A 17,372-nucleotide genomic window follows, 5' to 3' on the forward strand; every position below is an offset into this window, starting at 1 on the left:
TTAAGTGCTAATATTTAATTCTTTACAAGAATAATTGAAAAAAGTATTGCGAACTAGTTTAATCTATGTTAACTTTGTGATAAATGCATCGATTTTTGTAAATGAGCGAATTAGTTGAAATTGTTGATTCTTTAGAAAACAAAGTTAGCAAGCTACTTCATAAGATGGAGTTGTTAAAGCAAGCAAATACTAGGTTGTATGAAGAGTTACTTTCGCTTAAAAAAGAGCAAGCAGCAACTTCTAATTTGGTTTTAGAATGGGAAGAAAAGTATAATGCTCTTAAACTTGCAAATTCTATGCTAGGCAGTAATAAAAATAAAACAGAAGCAAAGCTAAAAATAAATACATTAATTAGAGAGTTAGACCATTGTATTGCTCAACTAGCTGAATAATGTAATATTAATACTTATGGCAGAAAAGCTAAAAATTAAACTTTCTATTGCAGACAGGGTTTACCCGTTAACTATAGATCCTAGTCAGGAAGAAGGTTTACGTAAAGCTGCAAAAAATATAGAGCAGCTTGCAAAAAAGTTTGAGCAAAATTATGCCGTTAGAGATAAACAAGATGTATTGGCAATGTGTGCCTTACAATTTGCCTCTAAAATAGAGCAAAAAAGTATTGATAAACAAGAAGACACAACAGAAGTTACTAAGCGTTTAAAAGCATTAGAACACATTGTAGAATCTAAGCTGAGCTCTATATAATATAGAATACGTTCATTACATAACATTAAATTACTGCCCACATTGGTATTTTTTTGACAAACTCAACATTAATTTGTTTTTAAAGGGTGAGTTTAGTTTGTAAAAGCAGGCCTTACTAGTATAAGGATCCTTGATCATGCTGTTAGCCCTAATCCTGTTTTATAGGAGTTTGTACAAAACACCCCCAATGTGGGTTTTTTAATATATATAAACAACCATGGAGAATATTACATTTATAATTATAGGAACTATAGTAGGTTTGGCAATTGGTTTTATAATAGCCAAGTTTTTAGAGAAAGGCAAAGCCTCTAAAACAATTGCTAGTGCTAAGTTAGAAGCGGAATCAATACTAAGAAATGCTAAAACCGAAGGTGAAGGCATTAAAAAAGATAAAATACTACAGGCAAAAGAAAAGTTTTTAGAACTTAAAGCAGAACATGAAAAAGTTATTATTGCTAAGGATAAAAAAATGTCTGAAGCAGAAAAACGAACTAGAGATAAAGAATCTCAGGTTAGTAATGAGCTTGCAAAAAGTAAAAAGTTAAATGACCAACTACAGTCTAAGCTACAGTCTGTAGATCATAAGAACGAATATTTAGAGAAAAAACGATCTGAGTTAGATAAGTTGCATAAAAACCAGGTACAGCAGTTAGAGGTGATTTCTGGCTTGTCTGCTGATGAGGCTAAAGAGCAATTGGTAAATTCTTTAAAAGAAACAGCTAAGTCAGATGCTATGGCGTTTATGCAAACAGCTATGGAAGAGGCTAAACTTACTGCAGAACAAGATGCCAAGAAAATTATAATTAATACTATACAGCGTATAGGAACAGAGGAAGCAGTAGAAAACTGTGTATCTGTTTTTAACCTAGAGTCAGATGATGTTAAAGGGCGTATTATTGGTAGAGAAGGAAGAAACATTAGAGCTTTAGAGGCTGCAACTGGGGTAGAGATTATTGTAGATGATACTCCTGAAGCTATTATACTTTCTTGTTTTGATTCTGTACGTAGAGAGGTAGCACGTTTGTCTTTACATAAATTGGTGACAGATGGCCGTATACACCCTGCACGTATTGAAGAAGTGGTACGTAAAACAGAAAAACAAATTGAGCAAGAAATTGTAGAAGTTGGTAAGCGTACAATTATAGACTTGGGTATTCACGGTTTACACCCAGAGTTAATTAGAGCAATTGGGCGTATGAAATACCGTTCTTCTTATGGGCAAAACTTATTGCAACACTCAAGAGAAGTTGCTAAACTATGTGGTGTAATGGCAGCAGAGTTAGGTTTAAACCCAAAAACAGCTAAAAGGGCAGGTCTACTACATGATATTGGTAAAGTGCCAAACACAGAAGTAGAGGTAGAAACACCACACGCTATTTTAGGTATGCAATGGGCAGAAAAGTACGGAGAAAAGGCAGATGTTTGTAATGCTATTGGTGCCCACCATGATGAAATTGAAATGAAAACTCTAATAGCGCCAATTGTACAAGTTTGTGATGCTATTAGTGGTGCAAGACCAGGGGCAAGAAGACAAGTTTTAGATTCTTATATACAACGATTAAAAGATTTAGAAGAAGTTGCTTTTGGATTTGTAGGAGTACAAAAAGCATATGCAATACAAGCTGGTAGAGAGTTGCGTGTTATTGTAGAGAGCGAAAAAGTAAATGATGACAAGGCGGCAGAATTGTCATTTGAAATTTCTCAAAAAATACAAACTGATATGACGTATCCAGGTCAAGTTAAAGTTACTGTAATACGTGAAACAAGAGCAGTTAACGTAGCTAAATAGTAATTTATAGTTTTAGATATTAAAAAAAAGCCTCCAATTGGAGGCTTTTTTTAATATCTAAATGTAACAAGTAAGTTACTTTTTTCTCTTTCCAAAAATTGCTGTCATCATTAAGCGTAAACTGTAATAGAAAAGCCCTAAAGCAGCTAAAGACAAAATAAAACCAAGTATAAGTACAGGTAAATATAAAGGATGATTTTCGTTTTTAAAGGCCTCGTATATAGCTCCAGGGCCAGAAAACATAAGTAATACTGTTAGTCCAAAAAACTTAATGCTTTTGTAAAAAGAGTCAGACTGTGTTGTGGGCATATTTTAAAGTATTTTTTAATTTATAGTAATTTTGTACTCGTATGTTTCAGATAAATTAAAATATCCTAAAGCATAGTCATCTTCATTTGTGGTGTTAATTATGTTGCCTCTAATAGTAGCAGGTGTTGTTTGAAAAGGTCCTCCAGAGCTTTCTCCACTTTGTGCTAAAATTAAATCCATATAATTATAAAATTGTTCATCTACACCATTTAACTTTATAACAACTTCCTTGCCAGAAGATAAATCGTCATAAAAATAAGAGAACTTAAATGTTTCTCCTTGAAAAAACTCATCTGATGTGGTTAAAAATTCACCAAAATCTAAATCAAACAGATAAAAATCATCTCTATTGGCATTATCTGTAAAGGAAACAATTAGTTCTGTATCATCTTCATCAAAAAGTGTAGCATCTCCTTGTTCTACATTATCAATTGCTACACTAGGTATTAAAGTAGTTTCTGCAATGTATGTATTGTTGTTATACACTACATTTAATTGGTATGTTTTATTAAACTCTGGTGTAAAATTATTTGATGAAGCTTGGTAGTAGCCAGCATTTCCATTAGATGAGAATGGATAAACCGTTCCGGAGCTTAAATCTACAATAAAAACATCTGCTGTGGTTACTGGGTTATCTTCAGTATCAAAATAGTTTGTTGTTAAAGATAATTTTACAAAACCATCTGTTCTTACAGGAGACTCTGTTGTATATACATTAAAACTAGCATCTATAACTAATTTTGGTTCGGTACTAGGAACGTCTATATCTACAACATCTTCGCACCCAAAAAATAATAGTAGTGGTATAATGTATACTAACTTTTTCATTATTATTAAAATTTAAAATTATAAGTTACAGATGGTACTATACCAAAAATAGAGGTACGTAGTGCTTCATTGTTTCCGGTATCTTCATTTCTAGAAAAATTAATAGAAGCTGCATTTTTACGATTGTAAACGTTGTATATGCCAAAAACCCATTGAGCTTGCAATTTTCTGTTTTTATTTTTTTTAGGAGTTAATGTGGCAGATATATCTAACCTATTGTAGCTTGGTAAGCGTTGGTTGTTACGGTCTCCATAAATAGGAATGCTTAGGTCTTTGTACTCAAATTGACCAATTGGGTAGTTTGTTGGTTGCCCAGATTGGTATATTAAATTACTATTAAAGCTCCATTTGTCATTTAAGTTATAGCTAGCATTAATAGATAAATCGTGAGTCTTATCAAAAGACGTGGTGTACCATTTACCATTGTTAATTCCTGTTTCGTTAGTGCTTCTTGGAGGAGTTTGTTGTTCGGACTTAGATAAAGTGTAAGATAGCCAACCATTTAATTTTCCGTTGTTTTTCTTAAGCATAAGTTCTAAACCGTAAGATCTCATTTTACCATTTAAAATTACCTGTTCTATTGCATCATTAGCAATTAGGTTAGCACCATCTATATAGTCTATTCTGTTTTTAACATCTTTGTAATAAGCTTCTGTCTCTAAGGAGTAACTGTCATTATTAAAGTTTTTAAAATAGCCTATTGCATATTGATCTAATATTTGTGGTTTAATATATTTTCCGCTGGGAGACCAAACATCTAAAGGAGTAGGGGAGCTAGTGTTAGATAATAAATGCAGGTACTGAGCCATATGGTTGTAACTAGCTTTTATAGAGTTGTTATTGTTTAGTGCGTAAGACAATGCTACTCTTGGCTCTAAGTTGTTAAATGTGGTTATTTGTGCAGATCTTTTAAAGCGTTCTATTCCTATAGGTTCTGCACTTTCGTATATCTGAAAATCGGTATTAAAATTAACTGCTTGGTTGTTTTCATATATAAAAAGCTCATCTTGTCCTAGCCTGGTGAAATGGCTCCAGCGTACTCCGTACTGTAATGTAAGGTTGCTGCTAACTTTGTGTTCGGCATCTATATAGGCAGCAAATTCGTTAGCGTATTTGTCAGTTAATTTGTTTGGTAAAATACCAGAATCGCTTCGGTTTGGCTTTATTTCTCCAGGATTAAATCTGTAATATGTGTTGTTTAGTCCGTAATTTAATTTAAGGTTGTTGGAGATGTAATTTTTAAAATCGTACTTAAGATTAAAGTTTTGTATTCCAGAGTTCCATTTAAAACCAACAAAATCTAATTCTAATCCGTAAAAATAGTCAGAGTAAATTAATGATAAATTGCTAAACAGTTTATCAGAAAATAAGTGATTCCACCTTAAATTAATAACGGAGTTACCATATGTGTTTTCAAAACTATTGGCAATGCTAAAAACATCTCTACCAAAATAGCCAGATAAGTATAGGTTATTGTTTTTATTTATTTTGTAATTAAGTTTAGTATTTAAATCATAAAAATATGCCTTATTGTCATTATCTAATAAGGGTAAAAACAGATGAGCATAAGAGCTACGACCACCAATTAAAAAAGCGCCTTTGTCTTTTTTTAAAGGCCCTTCAAGCAATAATCTACTAGAAACAATGCCAATACCACCATTAGCTTTAAATTCTTTACTGTTTCCTTCTTTTTGGTAAATATCTAGTACAGATGAAATTCTACCTCCGTATTTTGCAGGTATGCCACCTTTGTATAGTTTTAAATCTTTTATGGCATCAGGATTAAAAACTGAAAAGAAACCAAATAAATGTGAAGAGTTGTAAATGGTAGCTTCATCTAGTAAAATTAAATTTTGATCTACAGAGCCACCACGCACATTAAATCCGGATGCACCTTCACCACCACTAGTAACTCCAGGAAGTAGTAAAATTGACTTTAGAACATCAGCCTCGCCTAATATTGCTGGTATTTTTTTTATACTGCTAGATGACAAAGAGTTTACACTCATTTGTGGTTTTCTGATGTTTACTTTTTCAATGTCTTCAGTAAGTATAACCTCATTTAACTCCTCAATAGCTTCATTAAGCTGAAGGTTTAGTGTGGTGTCTTTATTTAAATTTATTTCTTTTTTAATGTCATTAAAACCAATATAACTTACAATTATTTTGTAATTTCCTTTAGGCAGTGTTAATGAGTAAAACCCGTATTCATTGGTAATTACTCCTGTTTGTAGTTCTGGTACTGCTATAGAAACACCTATTAGTGTTTCGTTACTAGACGCTTCTGTGATGGTGCCAAATAATGTATATTTTTCCTGCGCCTTACTTGTTGTAAAAAAGAACAAAAGGATAAAAAGGCAGACAATTGGTCTGTGCATAGTTGGTATGGGTTTTTGTAAAAATAACCACTTTTAAAGCTAGATTATAATAGTTAACATTTATTTAAAATAAAAAAGCCTTTTCAAAAAATAATGAAAAGGCTTTAAGTATAAATGTTTAAGCATTAAATACTACTAATAATAGTATTTAAAGTGTTGCTAGGTCTCATAGCTTTAGCTAAAACCTCTTGGTTAGGTAAGTAGTAGCCCTCTATGTTTACACTAGAACCTTGAGCGTTAATTAACTCTTCGTTTATTTTGCTTTCATTATCTTTTAATGAAGCATAAACATCTTTAAATTTAGCTTGTAAAGCAGGACTCTTGGTTTGGTTAGCTAATGCTTCTGCCCAATATAATGTTAGGTAAAAGTGAGAACCTCTGTTGTCTATTTCGTTTACTTTTCTAGACGGAGATTTATCGTTTAATAAAAATTTCTCTGTAGCATCACCTAAAGCTTCAGCTAAAACAAGTGTATCAGTATTTCCAGATTTTTCTGCCTCGTGCTCTAAAGAGACTTCTAAGGCTAAAAATTCACCTAAAGAATCCCAACGTAAGTGTCCTTCTTCAGTAAATTGTTCAACGTGTTTAGGAGCAGATCCACCTGCACCAGTTTCAAACAAACCACCACCATTCATTAAAGGAACAATAGATAGCATTTTTGCGCTTGTACCAACTTCTAAAATTGGGAACAAATCTGTTAAGTAATCTCTAAGTACATTACCAGAAACAGAAATAGTGTCTTTGCCATCTTTAATTCTAGCAAGTGTGTATTCTGTAGCTTTCAAAGGCGATAGAATTAAAATTTCTAAACCAGACGTATCATGGTTAGGTAAATATGTGTTAACTTTTTTAATTAACTCTGCATCATGAGCTCTTTCTTCATTTAACCAAAAAACAGCAGGTGTGTTAGTAGCTCTTGCTCTAGAAACGGCTAACTTAACCCAGTCTTGTATAGGAGCATCTTTTACTTGGCACATTCTCCAGATATCACCAGCTTCTACGTTGTGCTCTATAAGTACAGTACCGGTAGCATCTATAACTTGTACTTTTCCGTTGTTTGCAATTTCAAAAGTTTTGTCGTGAGATCCGTATTCTTCAGCTTTTTGAGCCATTAAACCAACGTTAGGTACTGTACCCATTGTTGTAGGGTCAAAAGCACCGTGTTTTTTACAGAAATCTATAGTTGCAGAGTAAATTTCTGCATAACTACTATCTGGTATAACAGCCAAAGTATCTTGTGCTTTACCTTCTGCATTCCACATTTGTCCGGAGTTACGTATCATTGCTGGCATAGAAGCATCAATAATAACGTCACTAGGCACGTGTAAATTTGTTATTCCTTTGTCAGAATTAACCATTGCTAAATCTGGACCATTCTCTATAGTCTTTTCTATTTCAGCTTTAATTTCTGCGCCATTAGATATTTTATCTAATTTATTTAATAAGCTTTCTAAACCGTTGTTTGCGCTTATTCCGTTTTCTTCAAAAACTTTACCGTACTTTTTAAATACATCAGCAAAGAAAACTTCTACAGCGTGACCAAAAATAATTGGGTCGGAAACCTTCATCATAGTTGCTTTCATATGTAAAGAAAACAATATGCCAGCATCTTTAGCTTCTTTCATTTGCTTTTGTAAAAACGCTAAAAGAGCTTTGTTGCTCATTACAGTAGCATCTATAATTTCGCCATCTAGTAATGAAATTTTATCTTTTAAAACCTCTTTGGAGCCATCTTCTTTTACTAAAACAACACTAACATCTGTTGCTTTGTCTAAGGTGATAGACTTTTCGTTAGCTTTAAAATCTCCAGAAGACATAGTAGCTACTTGAGATTTAGAATCTGGGCTCCAAGCACCCATAGAGTGTGGATTTGCTTTTGCATAGTTTTTAACAGCTTTTGGAGCTCTACGGTCAGAGTTACCCTCGCGTAATACAGGGTTTACTGCACTACCTTTAATTTTATCATAACGTCTTTTAATTTCTTGCTCTTTTGCATCTTTAGGATCGTCTGGGTAGCTAGGTATAGCGTACCCTTTTTCTTGTAGTTCTGCAATGGCTTCTTTAAGTTGTGGTATAGAAGCACTAATATTAGGAAGTTTAATAATGTTAGCCTCAGGACTTTTTGCCAATTCTCCTAATTGTGCTAAAGCATCTTCAAACTGTTGCTCTTTTGATAGGTAATCTGGAAAAACAGCTAATATACGAGCTGCTAAAGAGATGTCTTTTGTTTCCATTTCTATACCTGTAGTTTTAGTAAAAGCTTGTACAATTGGTAAGAAAGATTGAGTTGCTAAAGCAGGAGCTTCATCAGTTTTTGTATATATTATTTTTGGCATATTATATTGATTTATTTTAAGCGAAACAAATATACAATTTTCAGTTATCTTATAGAATGAGATATTTTTAAAAAACTATTAAAAATTGTGATTATTATGCAATAAATCAATGAAAAACAAAAGCCATATCATTGTATTGTATACATTGATATGGCTTTTAGAAACAATTCTTAACTTTTGTTTGTTTTATACCTTCTATAAAACGGCAACCATTGATTGCAGTTAACTTTTGTTTCTACGTTTAAAACATAACAATACTTAATTTTAATTAAGTCAATCTATTATGTTTCTTCTTGTTGCTATTTTTAAGTTTAATTAAACATATAATTTAATAAATTAAAAATCTATAATCAAGTTTTATCAACCCATTATAGGTCTTCAATGTAAGGTTAATTTAAGATGTGCACTTAATTAACTTTATAAAGAGATCTTGCAACAATATAAAGAACGCAACTTTATAGTTATGTACTATACACTTACCTAATAATGATATTAATAGTAAATAACACTTAAATTTAATAAATATAAATTAATTAAGCAATAACTTTAACATATTATGGTTATTTTGCTTACTAAATAAAAATAACGTATATGCTTTAACAAAAAAAAGTCTACCGTTAGGTAGACTTTTTAGTATTGTATAAGAAGTGGTATTATTTACGAACTTCTTTAATTCTTGCTTTTTTACCAGTAAGACCTCTAAAGTAGAAGATACGAGCTCTACGTACTTTACCTTTCTTATTGATTTCAATTTTTTGTAATGCAGGTAAATTAACAGGGAAAATACGCTCAACACCAACAGTACCAGACATTTTACGGATTGTAAAAGTTTCTGTAGCACCGCTACCTCTTCTTTGGATAACTACACCTCTAAAGAACTGAGTACGAGTTTTTTCACCTTCCTTAATTTCGTAGTATACAGTAATTGTATCACCAGCAGAGAATTTTGGAAAATCTTTTTTTGGAACAAATTCGTCTTCAACAAATTTAATTAATGCTTCCATCTTGTTTCTTTTTTATATAAGTTTATTAAAATCAACAGTTCACGTTTTTCGCCAGAGGTTAATTTTAAATCGAGTGCAAAAATACATTATTAATTACATATAGCAAGTTTTGAACTGTATTTTTTGCTGTAAAATGGTTATTATGAATCTTTTTTTAATTTACTAACGGCTAAAATAAAGCCTGTCACAAAAATAATAGAGAAGAAACAACTTAAAATATTAACACTGTAGTTAGCTAACATTAGTTGTTCTGGTTCTAAATTAAGAGAGCTTGTTAATGCAGCTATTAATGGGTATGCTATTGAGCATAAAAAACTAACAACGCTGCCAATTATCATAAAAACACCTGCTATGCCTTTTTTTTTGGTAGTGTAAATTATGGCGCCAATTGTTGTGGCAATAGCTATTAAGGCGTAAATTATAGAGGTTATTCCGTATAATATTTCAAAATTATCAATCATTATCTAGTAAATCTGGTCTTAGTTGTTTGGTTCTTTCGTAGGCTTGGTCTTCTCTCCATTTTTCAATTTTAGGAAAGTTGCCATTCAGTAATATTTCAGGAACTTTTAATCCTTTGTATTCTGCAGGTCTAGTGTATACAGGCGGAGCTAACAAATTATCCTGAAAGGTGTCTGTTAAAGCAGATGTTTCGTTATTTAAAACACCCGGAATTAACCTTATAATAGTGTCACATAAAACAGCAGCACCAAGTTCTCCTCCAGATAAAACATAATCTCCAATAGATATTTCTTTTGTAATTAAGGTATCTCTTACTCTTTGGTCTACGCCTTTATAATGTCCGCAAAGAATAATTATATTTTTTGATAATGATAAGGTATTAGCCATTTTTTGGTTTAAAGTACTACCATCTGGTGTCATATATATAACATCATCATAAGTACGTTCTCCCTTTAGTTTGCTAATGCATTTGTCTATAGGTTCTATCATCATAACCATACCTGCGCCACCACCAAATTGATAATCATCTATTTGGTTGTAACTTTTATCTGTATAGTCTCTTAAGTTGTGAAAATGAACCTCTACTAGCCCTTTTTCTATAGATCTTTTTAGAATTGAAGCTTCAAAAGGACTCTTTAATAATTCTGGTAAAACCGTAATAATATCTATTCTCATACTAAAATATTGGTGGCAAATATACAATTTAGATTTTGCTATTTAGCAGTCCAAAAATAATGAAAAGACGCTGTATCTTTTTCCCAGTTTAGTTTTTCGTATAATTTTTGAGCTGGGTTGTTGGTTGCGGTTTCTAAAGCTAGCCCTTTGTGTTTATTATCTTTGCAAAATTGTTGAGCTTTTTTTAGTAATTCAGTTCCTATGTTGTTACCTCTGTATTGGGTATCTACGTATAGGTCATTTAAAATGAATAGTGGTTGTAATGCTACGGAAGAGTAGGAGGTGTACAATTGTGTAAAACCAACTGCTATGTTATTTTTAAAAGCAATAAATATGTGAGATTGATTTTTACTTAATCTTTCTATCAAAAAATTTTCAGCGGCTTTTAAGTTAGGCTCTTGCTTGTAAAAAATTCTGTAGTTGTTAAGTAAAGGAGCAACTATGCTACTATCTTCTTCTGTTGCTTTTTTTATTGTTACCATAGTTGTGAAAAATAAAAAAGCTCCTTAAAAAAGGAGCTTTGTGTTTTTATTTCTTGTGTTTGTTTAGCTCATCCATAAGCTGTCTGCTTATTTTCTGTTCTCGTTCTAAAGCTCTTCTTCTGTGGTCTTCAAACTCAGTTTCTAACTCTGCTAAGTTTGTTTTAGCTTCTTGCGTTAATACATTACTTTTTCTAAACTTGTAGATAAATAATAATAACAACGTAAGTAAACCACCAATAATAGACCACAATATAAGGTTGTATGTTACTTTAGATACCTGCATCCCTAAAAAAAACATACTATCTTTTTCCTGTGTAATTGCAGTAAGGTTTTTAGTAGTGGCGTCTAGTTTTTGGTTTAAGTTTTCAATTGTTCCTTCTTGCTCATTAATAGTACTTTTTAATGATGCTTTTGTTTTTCCATAAATAGTTAAAGAATCAAGTACATTTTCTCTAAGCTTAGTTAAATGAGTAATTTTAATTATTTCATATTTTACTCCTGCAGCTCCCCAATTACCACCTTTTTTAAATACATATTCAAATTGGTTATCAATTGTTCCGCCATCTAATGATAATTTATTCTCTTCATCTTCTGATTCGTTATCATCTTGAGCAAACTGTACGTTCCATACTAGTAAAGCAATAAATATTGGTAATAGCTTTAACCCTTTCATATAATGTAGTGTTTAAAAATTTTATGAGACGGCTAAAGTAATTTAATATTTTTAGATAAGAAAAAAACTCCGCTGAAACTTGGAAAATAAAATAGAAAAATGTCTATAAAATGCTCCAATTTATGAGTTACAACGAAGTTTTCCAACACATAATCGATTAATAGTAGGTAAATCTCCTTACTTTAGAGATGTACTTAGCTAATCTTATTACTTGATGAGAGTATCCATATTCATTATCATACCAGATGTATAAAATAATGTTTTTACCATCTTTAGAAACTATGGTAGCGGGGCTATCATAAATTGATGGGGCAGAGGTGCCAACTATATCAGATGATACTAACTCATTATTTAAAGAGTATTTAATTTGCTCTACAAGGTCACCTTCTAAAGCGTATTTTTTAAGAATAGTATTGATACCTTCTTTAGATGTTTTATTATTAACATCTAAGTTTAATATAGCTAAAGAACCGTTTGGTACAGGTACTCTAATTGCATTAGAACTTAATTTGCCTTCTAAACTAGGTAGTGCTAAACATACGGCTTTACCAGCGCCAGTTTCTGTAATTACCATATTTAGTGCTGCTGCTCTACCACGACGGTATTTGCTGTGCATATTATCTACTAAATTCTGGTCGTTAGTATAAGCGTGTATAGTTTCTAAATGCCCTTTTTTAACGCCTAAAGAATCTTCAATAATTTTTAAAATAGGAGTAATTGCATTTGTTGTGCAAGATGCAGCAGAAAATATTTTAGTAGTATCTGGGTTGTGCTCTAAATGGTTTACACCGTGCACAATGTTAGGGATACCTTTACCTGGTGCCGTTAATAATACTCTAGATGCACCTTTAGATTGCAAATGTCTGCTTAAAGCTTCTTTATCTCTAAAAGCACCCGTATTGTCTATAATTAAAGCGCTAATTATACCGTATTTAGTATAATCTATATCTTCTGGTTTTTGGGCAGAAATAATATGTACTGTAGTGCCATTAATAATTAAAGCACTGTTTTCTACATCTACATCAATAGTACCTGTAAAATGTCCGTGAACAGAATCGGTACGTAAAAGGCTAGCTCTTTTTTCTAAAACCTCTTGGTTAATTTTACCTCTGGTAACAATAGCTCTAAGTCTTAATTGGTTTCCTTTACCAGTTTTAGCCATAAGCTCTCTGGCAACTAACCTACCAATTCTACCAAAACCATAAAGAACAACATCTTTAGGTTTTATTGTTTTTGCGCCATTAGCATCTTTTAGTTTGTCTAAAACAAATGCTTTTACATTGCTGTAATTATTATCATCTGCGTGGTATTCATAAGTTAATTTACCTATATCTAATTTTGCAGGTGGTAATTTAATGTCGTTAATTGCTCTTAAGATTTCAACAGAATCAAAAATTGAAATTGGTTTTTGTACAAATTCACCTGCATACTCGTGTAGGTTAATAATGTCGCTAACATTTTTATCAATAATCTGATTTTTGAAAAGAACTACCTCAATAGACTTGTCATACCACAGGTTGCTCACAATTTTTATGAACTCTGTAGTTGCTTTTCTACGGTCTGCTTGAAAAGCTAATTCTTTCTCGTACGATTTACTGGCACTCATTAAATATGATTTAAAATAAATTTAATTTTGGGCAAAAGTACTATATTTCAAACGTTTTCGTAAAGTGTTTTTGTAAAAAAAAATGCAGACTTCGTTAAGTCTGCATTTTTAACCGTTAAAAAGGATTGTGTTTATTGGCTATTGAAAGATAAGACGTTCTCTTTCTCCTTTTTCATTAACCATAGTTATGCTTGTGTAGCCGTATCTGCCAATAGAGCTAAAAAGGTTTTTAGCATCATATACATTTTTAATTTCTTTTTTTCCTACAGCAATTAATACTTTGCCTTCTAAATTATACATTCTGTACAACTCAGGAACTCCTATAATTTTAACTCCGTTTTTGGTTTTAAATTTTTTGCGGTCTTTATCATTAAGATTTTTAACTTCTAAACCAAGACCTTCTATAATTATGGTTTGTCTTTCTTTTAAAATTACAGGTTTTATAATTTCTTCATCGTCTCTATTAATAGCTATTTGTATAGTATCTCCTGGTCTTTTAGAAGATAGGTAACCATTTAAATCTGCTAATTTGTGTATTTCTACTTCGTCAGTTTTTTTAATAATGTCTCCGCTTTGTAAACCGGCTTCAAAAGCACCAGAATCTTCAGTTACGTCTTCAATGTACACACCATCAATTTCATTTAAACCATTTTCTACGGCATATCTAGAGTTTACTTTTGGTGTAGAAATGCCTAAAATTCCGTCTAAAACATTTCCGTATTCAATAATGTCATCAACAACTTTTTTAGCAATATTACTAGGTACTGCAAAAGAATACCCAACATAAGATCCTGTTCTAGAGGTAATAGCTGTGTTAACGCCAATTAAGTCTCCGTTAGTATTTACCAAAGCACCACCACTGTTTCCTGGGTTTACAGCAGCATCAGTCTGTATAAAAGATTGTGATTTATTGCTCATATCTAAATTACGAGCCTTAGCACTTATAATACCTGCTGTTACTGTAGATGTTAGGTTAAATGGGTTACCAACTGCTAAAACCCATTCGCCAACTTTAACACTGTTACTATCTCCAAATGCTAAATATGGCAATTTCTTTTTTGCATCAATTTTTAAAAGAGCAATATCTGTATTAGGGTCTGTACCAACCAACTCAGCAACATATGTTTTGTTGTTGTTTAGTGTAACTTGTAGTTGTGTAGCGTTGTCTATAACATGGTTGTTTGTAACTATATACCCATCTTCAGATATTATAACACCAGATCCGGTACCAACTTGTGGTTTTGCAGAAACACTTTGTCCGTAAAAAAACTGTAGTACACGATTTTGTTCTTGGTCTATAGATACATTTTTAACGTGTACAACTGCATTAACCGTATTTTCTGCTGCAGAGGTAAAATCTACTTCATTAATACCAGCACCTCTAAAAGAAACAGGTGTGTTACTTGTTGTAAAAGTAGATGCATTAGAGTCTTCTGTTATAATGTGATAATTTTTCTCCTCCAAAAATAATTTATATGCTCCTAAAGTTATTGTGCCTGCAAGCACAGAAACGGCTAGTAAACTTGTTATTTTTTTCATAATCATTCAATATATTAACATTTTCAACTGTAAAATTATCAATTTTATATTTCAAAAAGTCTAATTTAACGTCTTTTTAACTGCTAAAAAAACCTTAACAAATTATATATTTGTGACTATGCAAATTACATTTTATAAATATCAAGGAACAGGGAACGATTTTGTTATGATAGATAACAGATCTTTAAGTTTTCCAAAGCAAGATACCAAGTTAATTAATACGTTATGTGACCGTAAATTTGGAGTGGGAGCAGACGGTTTAATTTTACTAGAGAATGATGAGGATTTAGACTTTAAAATGGTGTATTATAATGCAGATGGTAATGAAAGTACTATGTGCGGTAATGGAGGAAGGTGTCTTGTTGCCTTTGCTAATTTTTTAGGCGTGATAAAAGAAAAAACCACATTTAATGCTGTAGATGGGTTGCACAATGCTACTATTAAAGGTGATATTGTAAGTCTGCAAATGATTGATGTTGCTGAAGTAAAAGAAAAAGAAAATTACTCTTTTTTAGATACAGGTTCTCCGCACCATGTACAATTGGTAGATAACGTAAATGGTTTTGATGTTTTTACAGAAGGCAAAAAAATTAGATACGGCCTATATGGTGAAGCTGGTAGTAATGTAAATTTTGTAACTAAAAATGCTAAGGGTTACACCGTGCGTACTTATGAAAGGGGTGTAGAGGATGAGACTTTATCTTGCGGAACAGGTGTAACAGCAGTGGCGTTAGCTATGCATAAATCTGGTAATACAAATTTAACAACAATACCTATTAAAGTAATGGGTGGTGATTTAGAAATTAGTTTTACTGCTAAAGATGGGAGTTATAAAAATGTATACCTAACGGGTGAAGCTAAACAAGTTTTTAAAGGGGAAATAATATGTTAAGCTTAAAAGGAGAGCGTATATATTTGCGTGCAATAGAGCCTAATGATCTTGATTTTCTGTATCAATTAGAAAATGACACAAGTATTTGGGAAATTAGCGGTACAACTGCTCCTTATGCTAAGCATATTTTAGAATTGTATTTGCAAAATGCTTATAAAGATATTTATGAAGCAAAACAATTGCGTCTTTGTATATGTGATTTTGATGATACTGTTTTAGGTTTGGTGGATTTGTTTGATTTTGATCCTGCTAATAAAAAGGTGGGTTTGGGTATTATAGTATCAGAAAAAAAGAAAAGAAATAAAGGAGTTGGAGCAGAAGCCTTAGAGTTAGCTTGTAATTATGTTTTTAAAACATTGCAGTTGCACCAAATTTATGCAAATGTCCTGGTAGATAATGAGCCAAGTAAACATTTATTTAAAAAAATGGGTTTTAATGCTGTTGGTGTAAAAAAAGATTGGATTTTTACCAACGGTAAGTTTAAAGATGAAATATTATATCAAAAGATAAATAATTAATGTATATAAAAAGAATTTTAGTAGCAGTTTTACTAATAGGTTTAGTAGGTTGTAGTGTTTTTGCTTATATGGTGTACGGTGTTTTTTTTGTAAATAACACAAATTTTAATAATGATGCAGCTTACGTTTTTGTAAAATCTACAGATAAATTTAACGATGTTAAGCAGCAAGTTGCACCATTACTTAAAGATGTAGAAGATTTTGAAGCTGCAGCTAAACGTAAAGGCTACATATCTAATGTAAAAGCAGGTAAGTTTGAGATTAAAAAGGGGATGAATAATAATGAAATTATTAATTCGCTTCGTGGTCGTAATATACCAGTTAAGGTTTCTTTTAATAATCAAGAAACCTTAGAAGATTTAGCAGGAAGAGTAGCTACGCAAATAGAGGCAGATAGCTTGTCTTTAATACAGGCCTTTAATGAACCTCAGTTTTTAAAAGAGAATAATTTTACTCATGCTAATAAATTAGCAATGTATATTCCTAATAGTTATGAGTTTTATTGGAATAGCTCTGCAGAAACATTTAGATCAAAAATGCTTACAGAATATAAGCGCTTTTGGAATGAAGACAGAAAAGCTAAGGCAAAATCTTTAGGGTTAACAGAAAATGAAGTTGTTGCACTAGCATCTATAGTGCATAAAGAAACCGCTAAAGTAGATGAAAGACCAAGAGTTGCTGGTGTTTATTTAAATAGATTACGTAAAGGGATGCTATTACAAGCAGACCCAACTGTTATATATGCGTTAAAATTACATCAAAATAATTTTAAGCAAATAATCAAAAGAGTACTTTATAAAGACTTAAAGTTAGATTCTCCATACAACACATATATGTATGCTGGTTTGCCTCCAGGGCCAATTGCAATGCCAGATATTTCTGCTGTAAATGCTGTTTTAAATTCGGAAAAACATGATTACTATTACTTTGTTGCTAACGTAGAAAACTTTGGTTATCACAAGTTTGCGAAAACATTATCGCAACATAACCGAAATAAAGAGCAATATATCCGATGGATAAACAAGCAAAACATTAACAGATAAACACTTAATCCGTTAATTGGTGCCGAATATCCTAAAAATCTCATCTTTTATGCTTTTTTAACATTTTAAGAACAATATGAGGAGTAAATTTGCACCCGAGAAATTTAAGCTGACTTAATATTAATTTAATATTAGA

At 31.8% G+C, this 17,372-nt stretch carries 17 protein-coding genes and 1 other RNA gene; 7 read left to right on the forward strand and 11 right to left on the reverse strand.

The window, feature by feature from the left end:
* The first annotated feature begins 101 nt into the window (after positions 1-101).
* From KLA_RS09010 to rny, 4 genes are all read left to right on the forward strand, one after another.
* A complete protein-coding gene (locus KLA_RS09010) occupies positions 102-392 on the forward strand; it encodes a hypothetical protein (RefSeq protein ID WP_013619605.1) in 291 nt (96 codons plus the stop codon).
* Positions 393-408: 16 nt separating this feature from the next.
* The gene (locus KLA_RS09015; protein ID WP_013619604.1) at positions 409-705 is read left to right on the forward strand and encodes a cell division protein ZapA; all 297 of its coding nucleotides are present in this window, start codon (positions 409-411) and stop codon (positions 703-705) included.
* A gap of 60 nt (positions 706-765) precedes the next feature.
* Positions 766-876, forward strand: a non-coding RNA gene (gene ssrS / locus KLA_RS17830) — 6S RNA.
* A gap of 46 nt (positions 877-922) precedes the next feature.
* Positions 923-2,494: a ribonuclease Y gene (gene rny, locus KLA_RS09020; protein WP_013619603.1), complete on the forward strand. Its 1,572-nt coding sequence runs from the start codon at positions 923-925 to the stop codon at positions 2,492-2,494.
* A 75-nt stretch (positions 2,495-2,569) separates the two neighbouring features.
* Here rny and KLA_RS09025 read toward each other — a convergent pair whose 3' ends face one another.
* From KLA_RS09025 to KLA_RS09075, 11 genes are all read right to left on the reverse strand, one after another.
* The gene (locus tag KLA_RS09025; protein ID WP_013619602.1) at positions 2,570-2,803 is read right to left on the reverse strand and encodes a DUF6095 family protein; all 234 of its coding nucleotides are present in this window, start codon (positions 2,801-2,803) and stop codon (positions 2,570-2,572) included.
* A 15-nt stretch (positions 2,804-2,818) separates the two neighbouring features.
* The gene (locus KLA_RS09030; RefSeq protein ID WP_013619601.1) at positions 2,819-3,631 is read right to left on the reverse strand and encodes a DUF4249 family protein; all 813 of its coding nucleotides are present in this window, start codon (positions 3,629-3,631) and stop codon (positions 2,819-2,821) included.
* Between the two features lie 5 nt (positions 3,632-3,636).
* Complete coding sequence (locus KLA_RS09035; RefSeq protein ID WP_034645219.1) at positions 3,637-6,009, reverse strand: TonB-dependent receptor; 2,373 nt, start codon at positions 6,007-6,009, stop codon at positions 3,637-3,639.
* A 125-nt stretch (positions 6,010-6,134) separates the two neighbouring features.
* Positions 6,135-8,345 (reverse strand): NADP-dependent isocitrate dehydrogenase, encoded by a 2,211-nt coding sequence (locus KLA_RS09040; RefSeq protein ID WP_034645220.1) that lies wholly within the window; start codon positions 8,343-8,345, stop codon positions 6,135-6,137.
* A 653-nt stretch (positions 8,346-8,998) separates the two neighbouring features.
* Positions 8,999-9,349: a 50S ribosomal protein L19 gene (rplS, locus tag KLA_RS09045; RefSeq protein ID WP_013619598.1), complete on the reverse strand. Its 351-nt coding sequence runs from the start codon at positions 9,347-9,349 to the stop codon at positions 8,999-9,001.
* 140 nt (positions 9,350-9,489) lie between these two features.
* The gene (locus tag KLA_RS09050) at positions 9,490-9,810 is read right to left on the reverse strand and encodes a hypothetical protein (protein WP_013619597.1); all 321 of its coding nucleotides are present in this window, start codon (positions 9,808-9,810) and stop codon (positions 9,490-9,492) included.
* Positions 9,803-10,483 carry a tRNA (guanosine(37)-N1)-methyltransferase TrmD gene (gene trmD, locus KLA_RS09055; protein WP_013619596.1) on the reverse strand — a complete coding sequence of 227 codons (681 nt, stop codon included), beginning with the start codon at positions 10,481-10,483 and terminating at the stop codon, positions 9,803-9,805. The genes KLA_RS09050 and trmD overlap by 8 nt, the downstream gene beginning before the upstream one ends.
* 38 nt (positions 10,484-10,521) lie before the next feature.
* The gene (locus tag KLA_RS09060) at positions 10,522-10,965 is read right to left on the reverse strand and encodes a GNAT family N-acetyltransferase (protein ID WP_013619595.1); all 444 of its coding nucleotides are present in this window, start codon (positions 10,963-10,965) and stop codon (positions 10,522-10,524) included.
* Positions 10,966-11,011: 46 nt separating this feature from the next.
* Positions 11,012-11,638 carry a hypothetical protein gene (locus KLA_RS09065; RefSeq protein ID WP_013619594.1) on the reverse strand — a complete coding sequence of 209 codons (627 nt, stop codon included), beginning with the start codon at positions 11,636-11,638 and terminating at the stop codon, positions 11,012-11,014.
* Between the two features lie 157 nt (positions 11,639-11,795).
* Complete coding sequence (locus KLA_RS09070) at positions 11,796-13,244, reverse strand: glyceraldehyde-3-phosphate dehydrogenase (protein ID WP_034645222.1); 1,449 nt, start codon at positions 13,242-13,244, stop codon at positions 11,796-11,798.
* A 138-nt stretch (positions 13,245-13,382) separates the two neighbouring features.
* A complete protein-coding gene (locus tag KLA_RS09075; RefSeq protein WP_034645224.1) occupies positions 13,383-14,783 on the reverse strand; it encodes a S1C family serine protease in 1,401 nt (466 codons plus the stop codon).
* Between the two features lie 118 nt (positions 14,784-14,901).
* Here KLA_RS09075 and dapF point away from each other — a divergent pair, with 118 nt between their 5' ends.
* From dapF to mltG, 3 genes are read left to right on the forward strand one after another with little or no spacing between them, the layout of a single operon-like run.
* The gene (gene dapF, locus KLA_RS09080) at positions 14,902-15,675 is read left to right on the forward strand and encodes a diaminopimelate epimerase (protein ID WP_013619591.1); all 774 of its coding nucleotides are present in this window, start codon (positions 14,902-14,904) and stop codon (positions 15,673-15,675) included.
* Positions 15,669-16,193 carry a GNAT family N-acetyltransferase gene (locus tag KLA_RS09085; protein WP_034645225.1) on the forward strand — a complete coding sequence of 175 codons (525 nt, stop codon included), beginning with the start codon at positions 15,669-15,671 and terminating at the stop codon, positions 16,191-16,193. Before dapF ends, KLA_RS09085 begins: the two co-directional genes overlap by 7 nt.
* The gene (gene mltG, locus KLA_RS09090; protein ID WP_034645227.1) at positions 16,193-17,236 is read left to right on the forward strand and encodes an endolytic transglycosylase MltG; all 1,044 of its coding nucleotides are present in this window, start codon (positions 16,193-16,195) and stop codon (positions 17,234-17,236) included. Before KLA_RS09085 ends, mltG begins: the two co-directional genes overlap by 1 nt.
* Positions 17,237-17,372: the final 136 nt, after the last annotated feature.

It is taken from the genome of Cellulophaga geojensis KL-A, assembly GCF_000568425.1.
In the GTDB taxonomy this organism is placed as follows: Bacteria; Bacteroidota; Bacteroidia; order Flavobacteriales; family Flavobacteriaceae; genus Cellulophaga; species Cellulophaga lytica.

Coding starts and splice junctions, on each gene's coding strand:
- KLA_RS09010 (WP_013619605.1), top strand. CDS start 102: ATGAGCGAATTAGTTGAAATTGTTGATTCTTTAGAAAACAAAGTTAGC.
- KLA_RS09015 (WP_013619604.1), top strand. CDS start 409: ATGGCAGAAAAGCTAAAAATTAAACTTTCTATTGCAGACAGGGTTTAC.
- rny (WP_013619603.1), top strand. CDS start 923: ATGGAGAATATTACATTTATAATTATAGGAACTATAGTAGGTTTGGCA.
- KLA_RS09025 (WP_013619602.1), bottom strand. CDS start 2,803: ATGCCCACAACACAGTCTGACTCTTTTTACAAAAGCATTAAGTTTTTT.
- KLA_RS09030 (WP_013619601.1), bottom strand. CDS start 3,631: ATGAAAAAGTTAGTATACATTATACCACTACTATTATTTTTTGGGTGC.
- KLA_RS09035 (WP_034645219.1), bottom strand. CDS start 6,009: ATGCACAGACCAATTGTCTGCCTTTTTATCCTTTTGTTCTTTTTTACA.
- KLA_RS09040 (WP_034645220.1), bottom strand. CDS start 8,345: ATGCCAAAAATAATATATACAAAAACTGATGAAGCTCCTGCTTTAGCA.
- rplS (WP_013619598.1), bottom strand. CDS start 9,349: ATGGAAGCATTAATTAAATTTGTTGAAGACGAATTTGTTCCAAAAAAA.
- KLA_RS09050 (WP_013619597.1), bottom strand. CDS start 9,810: ATGATTGATAATTTTGAAATATTATACGGAATAACCTCTATAATTTAC.
- trmD (WP_013619596.1), bottom strand. CDS start 10,483: ATGAGAATAGATATTATTACGGTTTTACCAGAATTATTAAAGAGTCCT.
- KLA_RS09060 (WP_013619595.1), bottom strand. CDS start 10,965: ATGGTAACAATAAAAAAAGCAACAGAAGAAGATAGTAGCATAGTTGCT.
- KLA_RS09065 (WP_013619594.1), bottom strand. CDS start 11,638: ATGAAAGGGTTAAAGCTATTACCAATATTTATTGCTTTACTAGTATGG.
- KLA_RS09070 (WP_034645222.1), bottom strand. CDS start 13,244: ATGAGTGCCAGTAAATCGTACGAGAAAGAATTAGCTTTTCAAGCAGAC.
- KLA_RS09075 (WP_034645224.1), bottom strand. CDS start 14,783: ATGAAAAAAATAACAAGTTTACTAGCCGTTTCTGTGCTTGCAGGCACA.
- dapF (WP_013619591.1), top strand. CDS start 14,902: ATGCAAATTACATTTTATAAATATCAAGGAACAGGGAACGATTTTGTT.
- KLA_RS09085 (WP_034645225.1), top strand. CDS start 15,669: ATGTTAAGCTTAAAAGGAGAGCGTATATATTTGCGTGCAATAGAGCCT.
- mltG (WP_034645227.1), top strand. CDS start 16,193: ATGTATATAAAAAGAATTTTAGTAGCAGTTTTACTAATAGGTTTAGTA.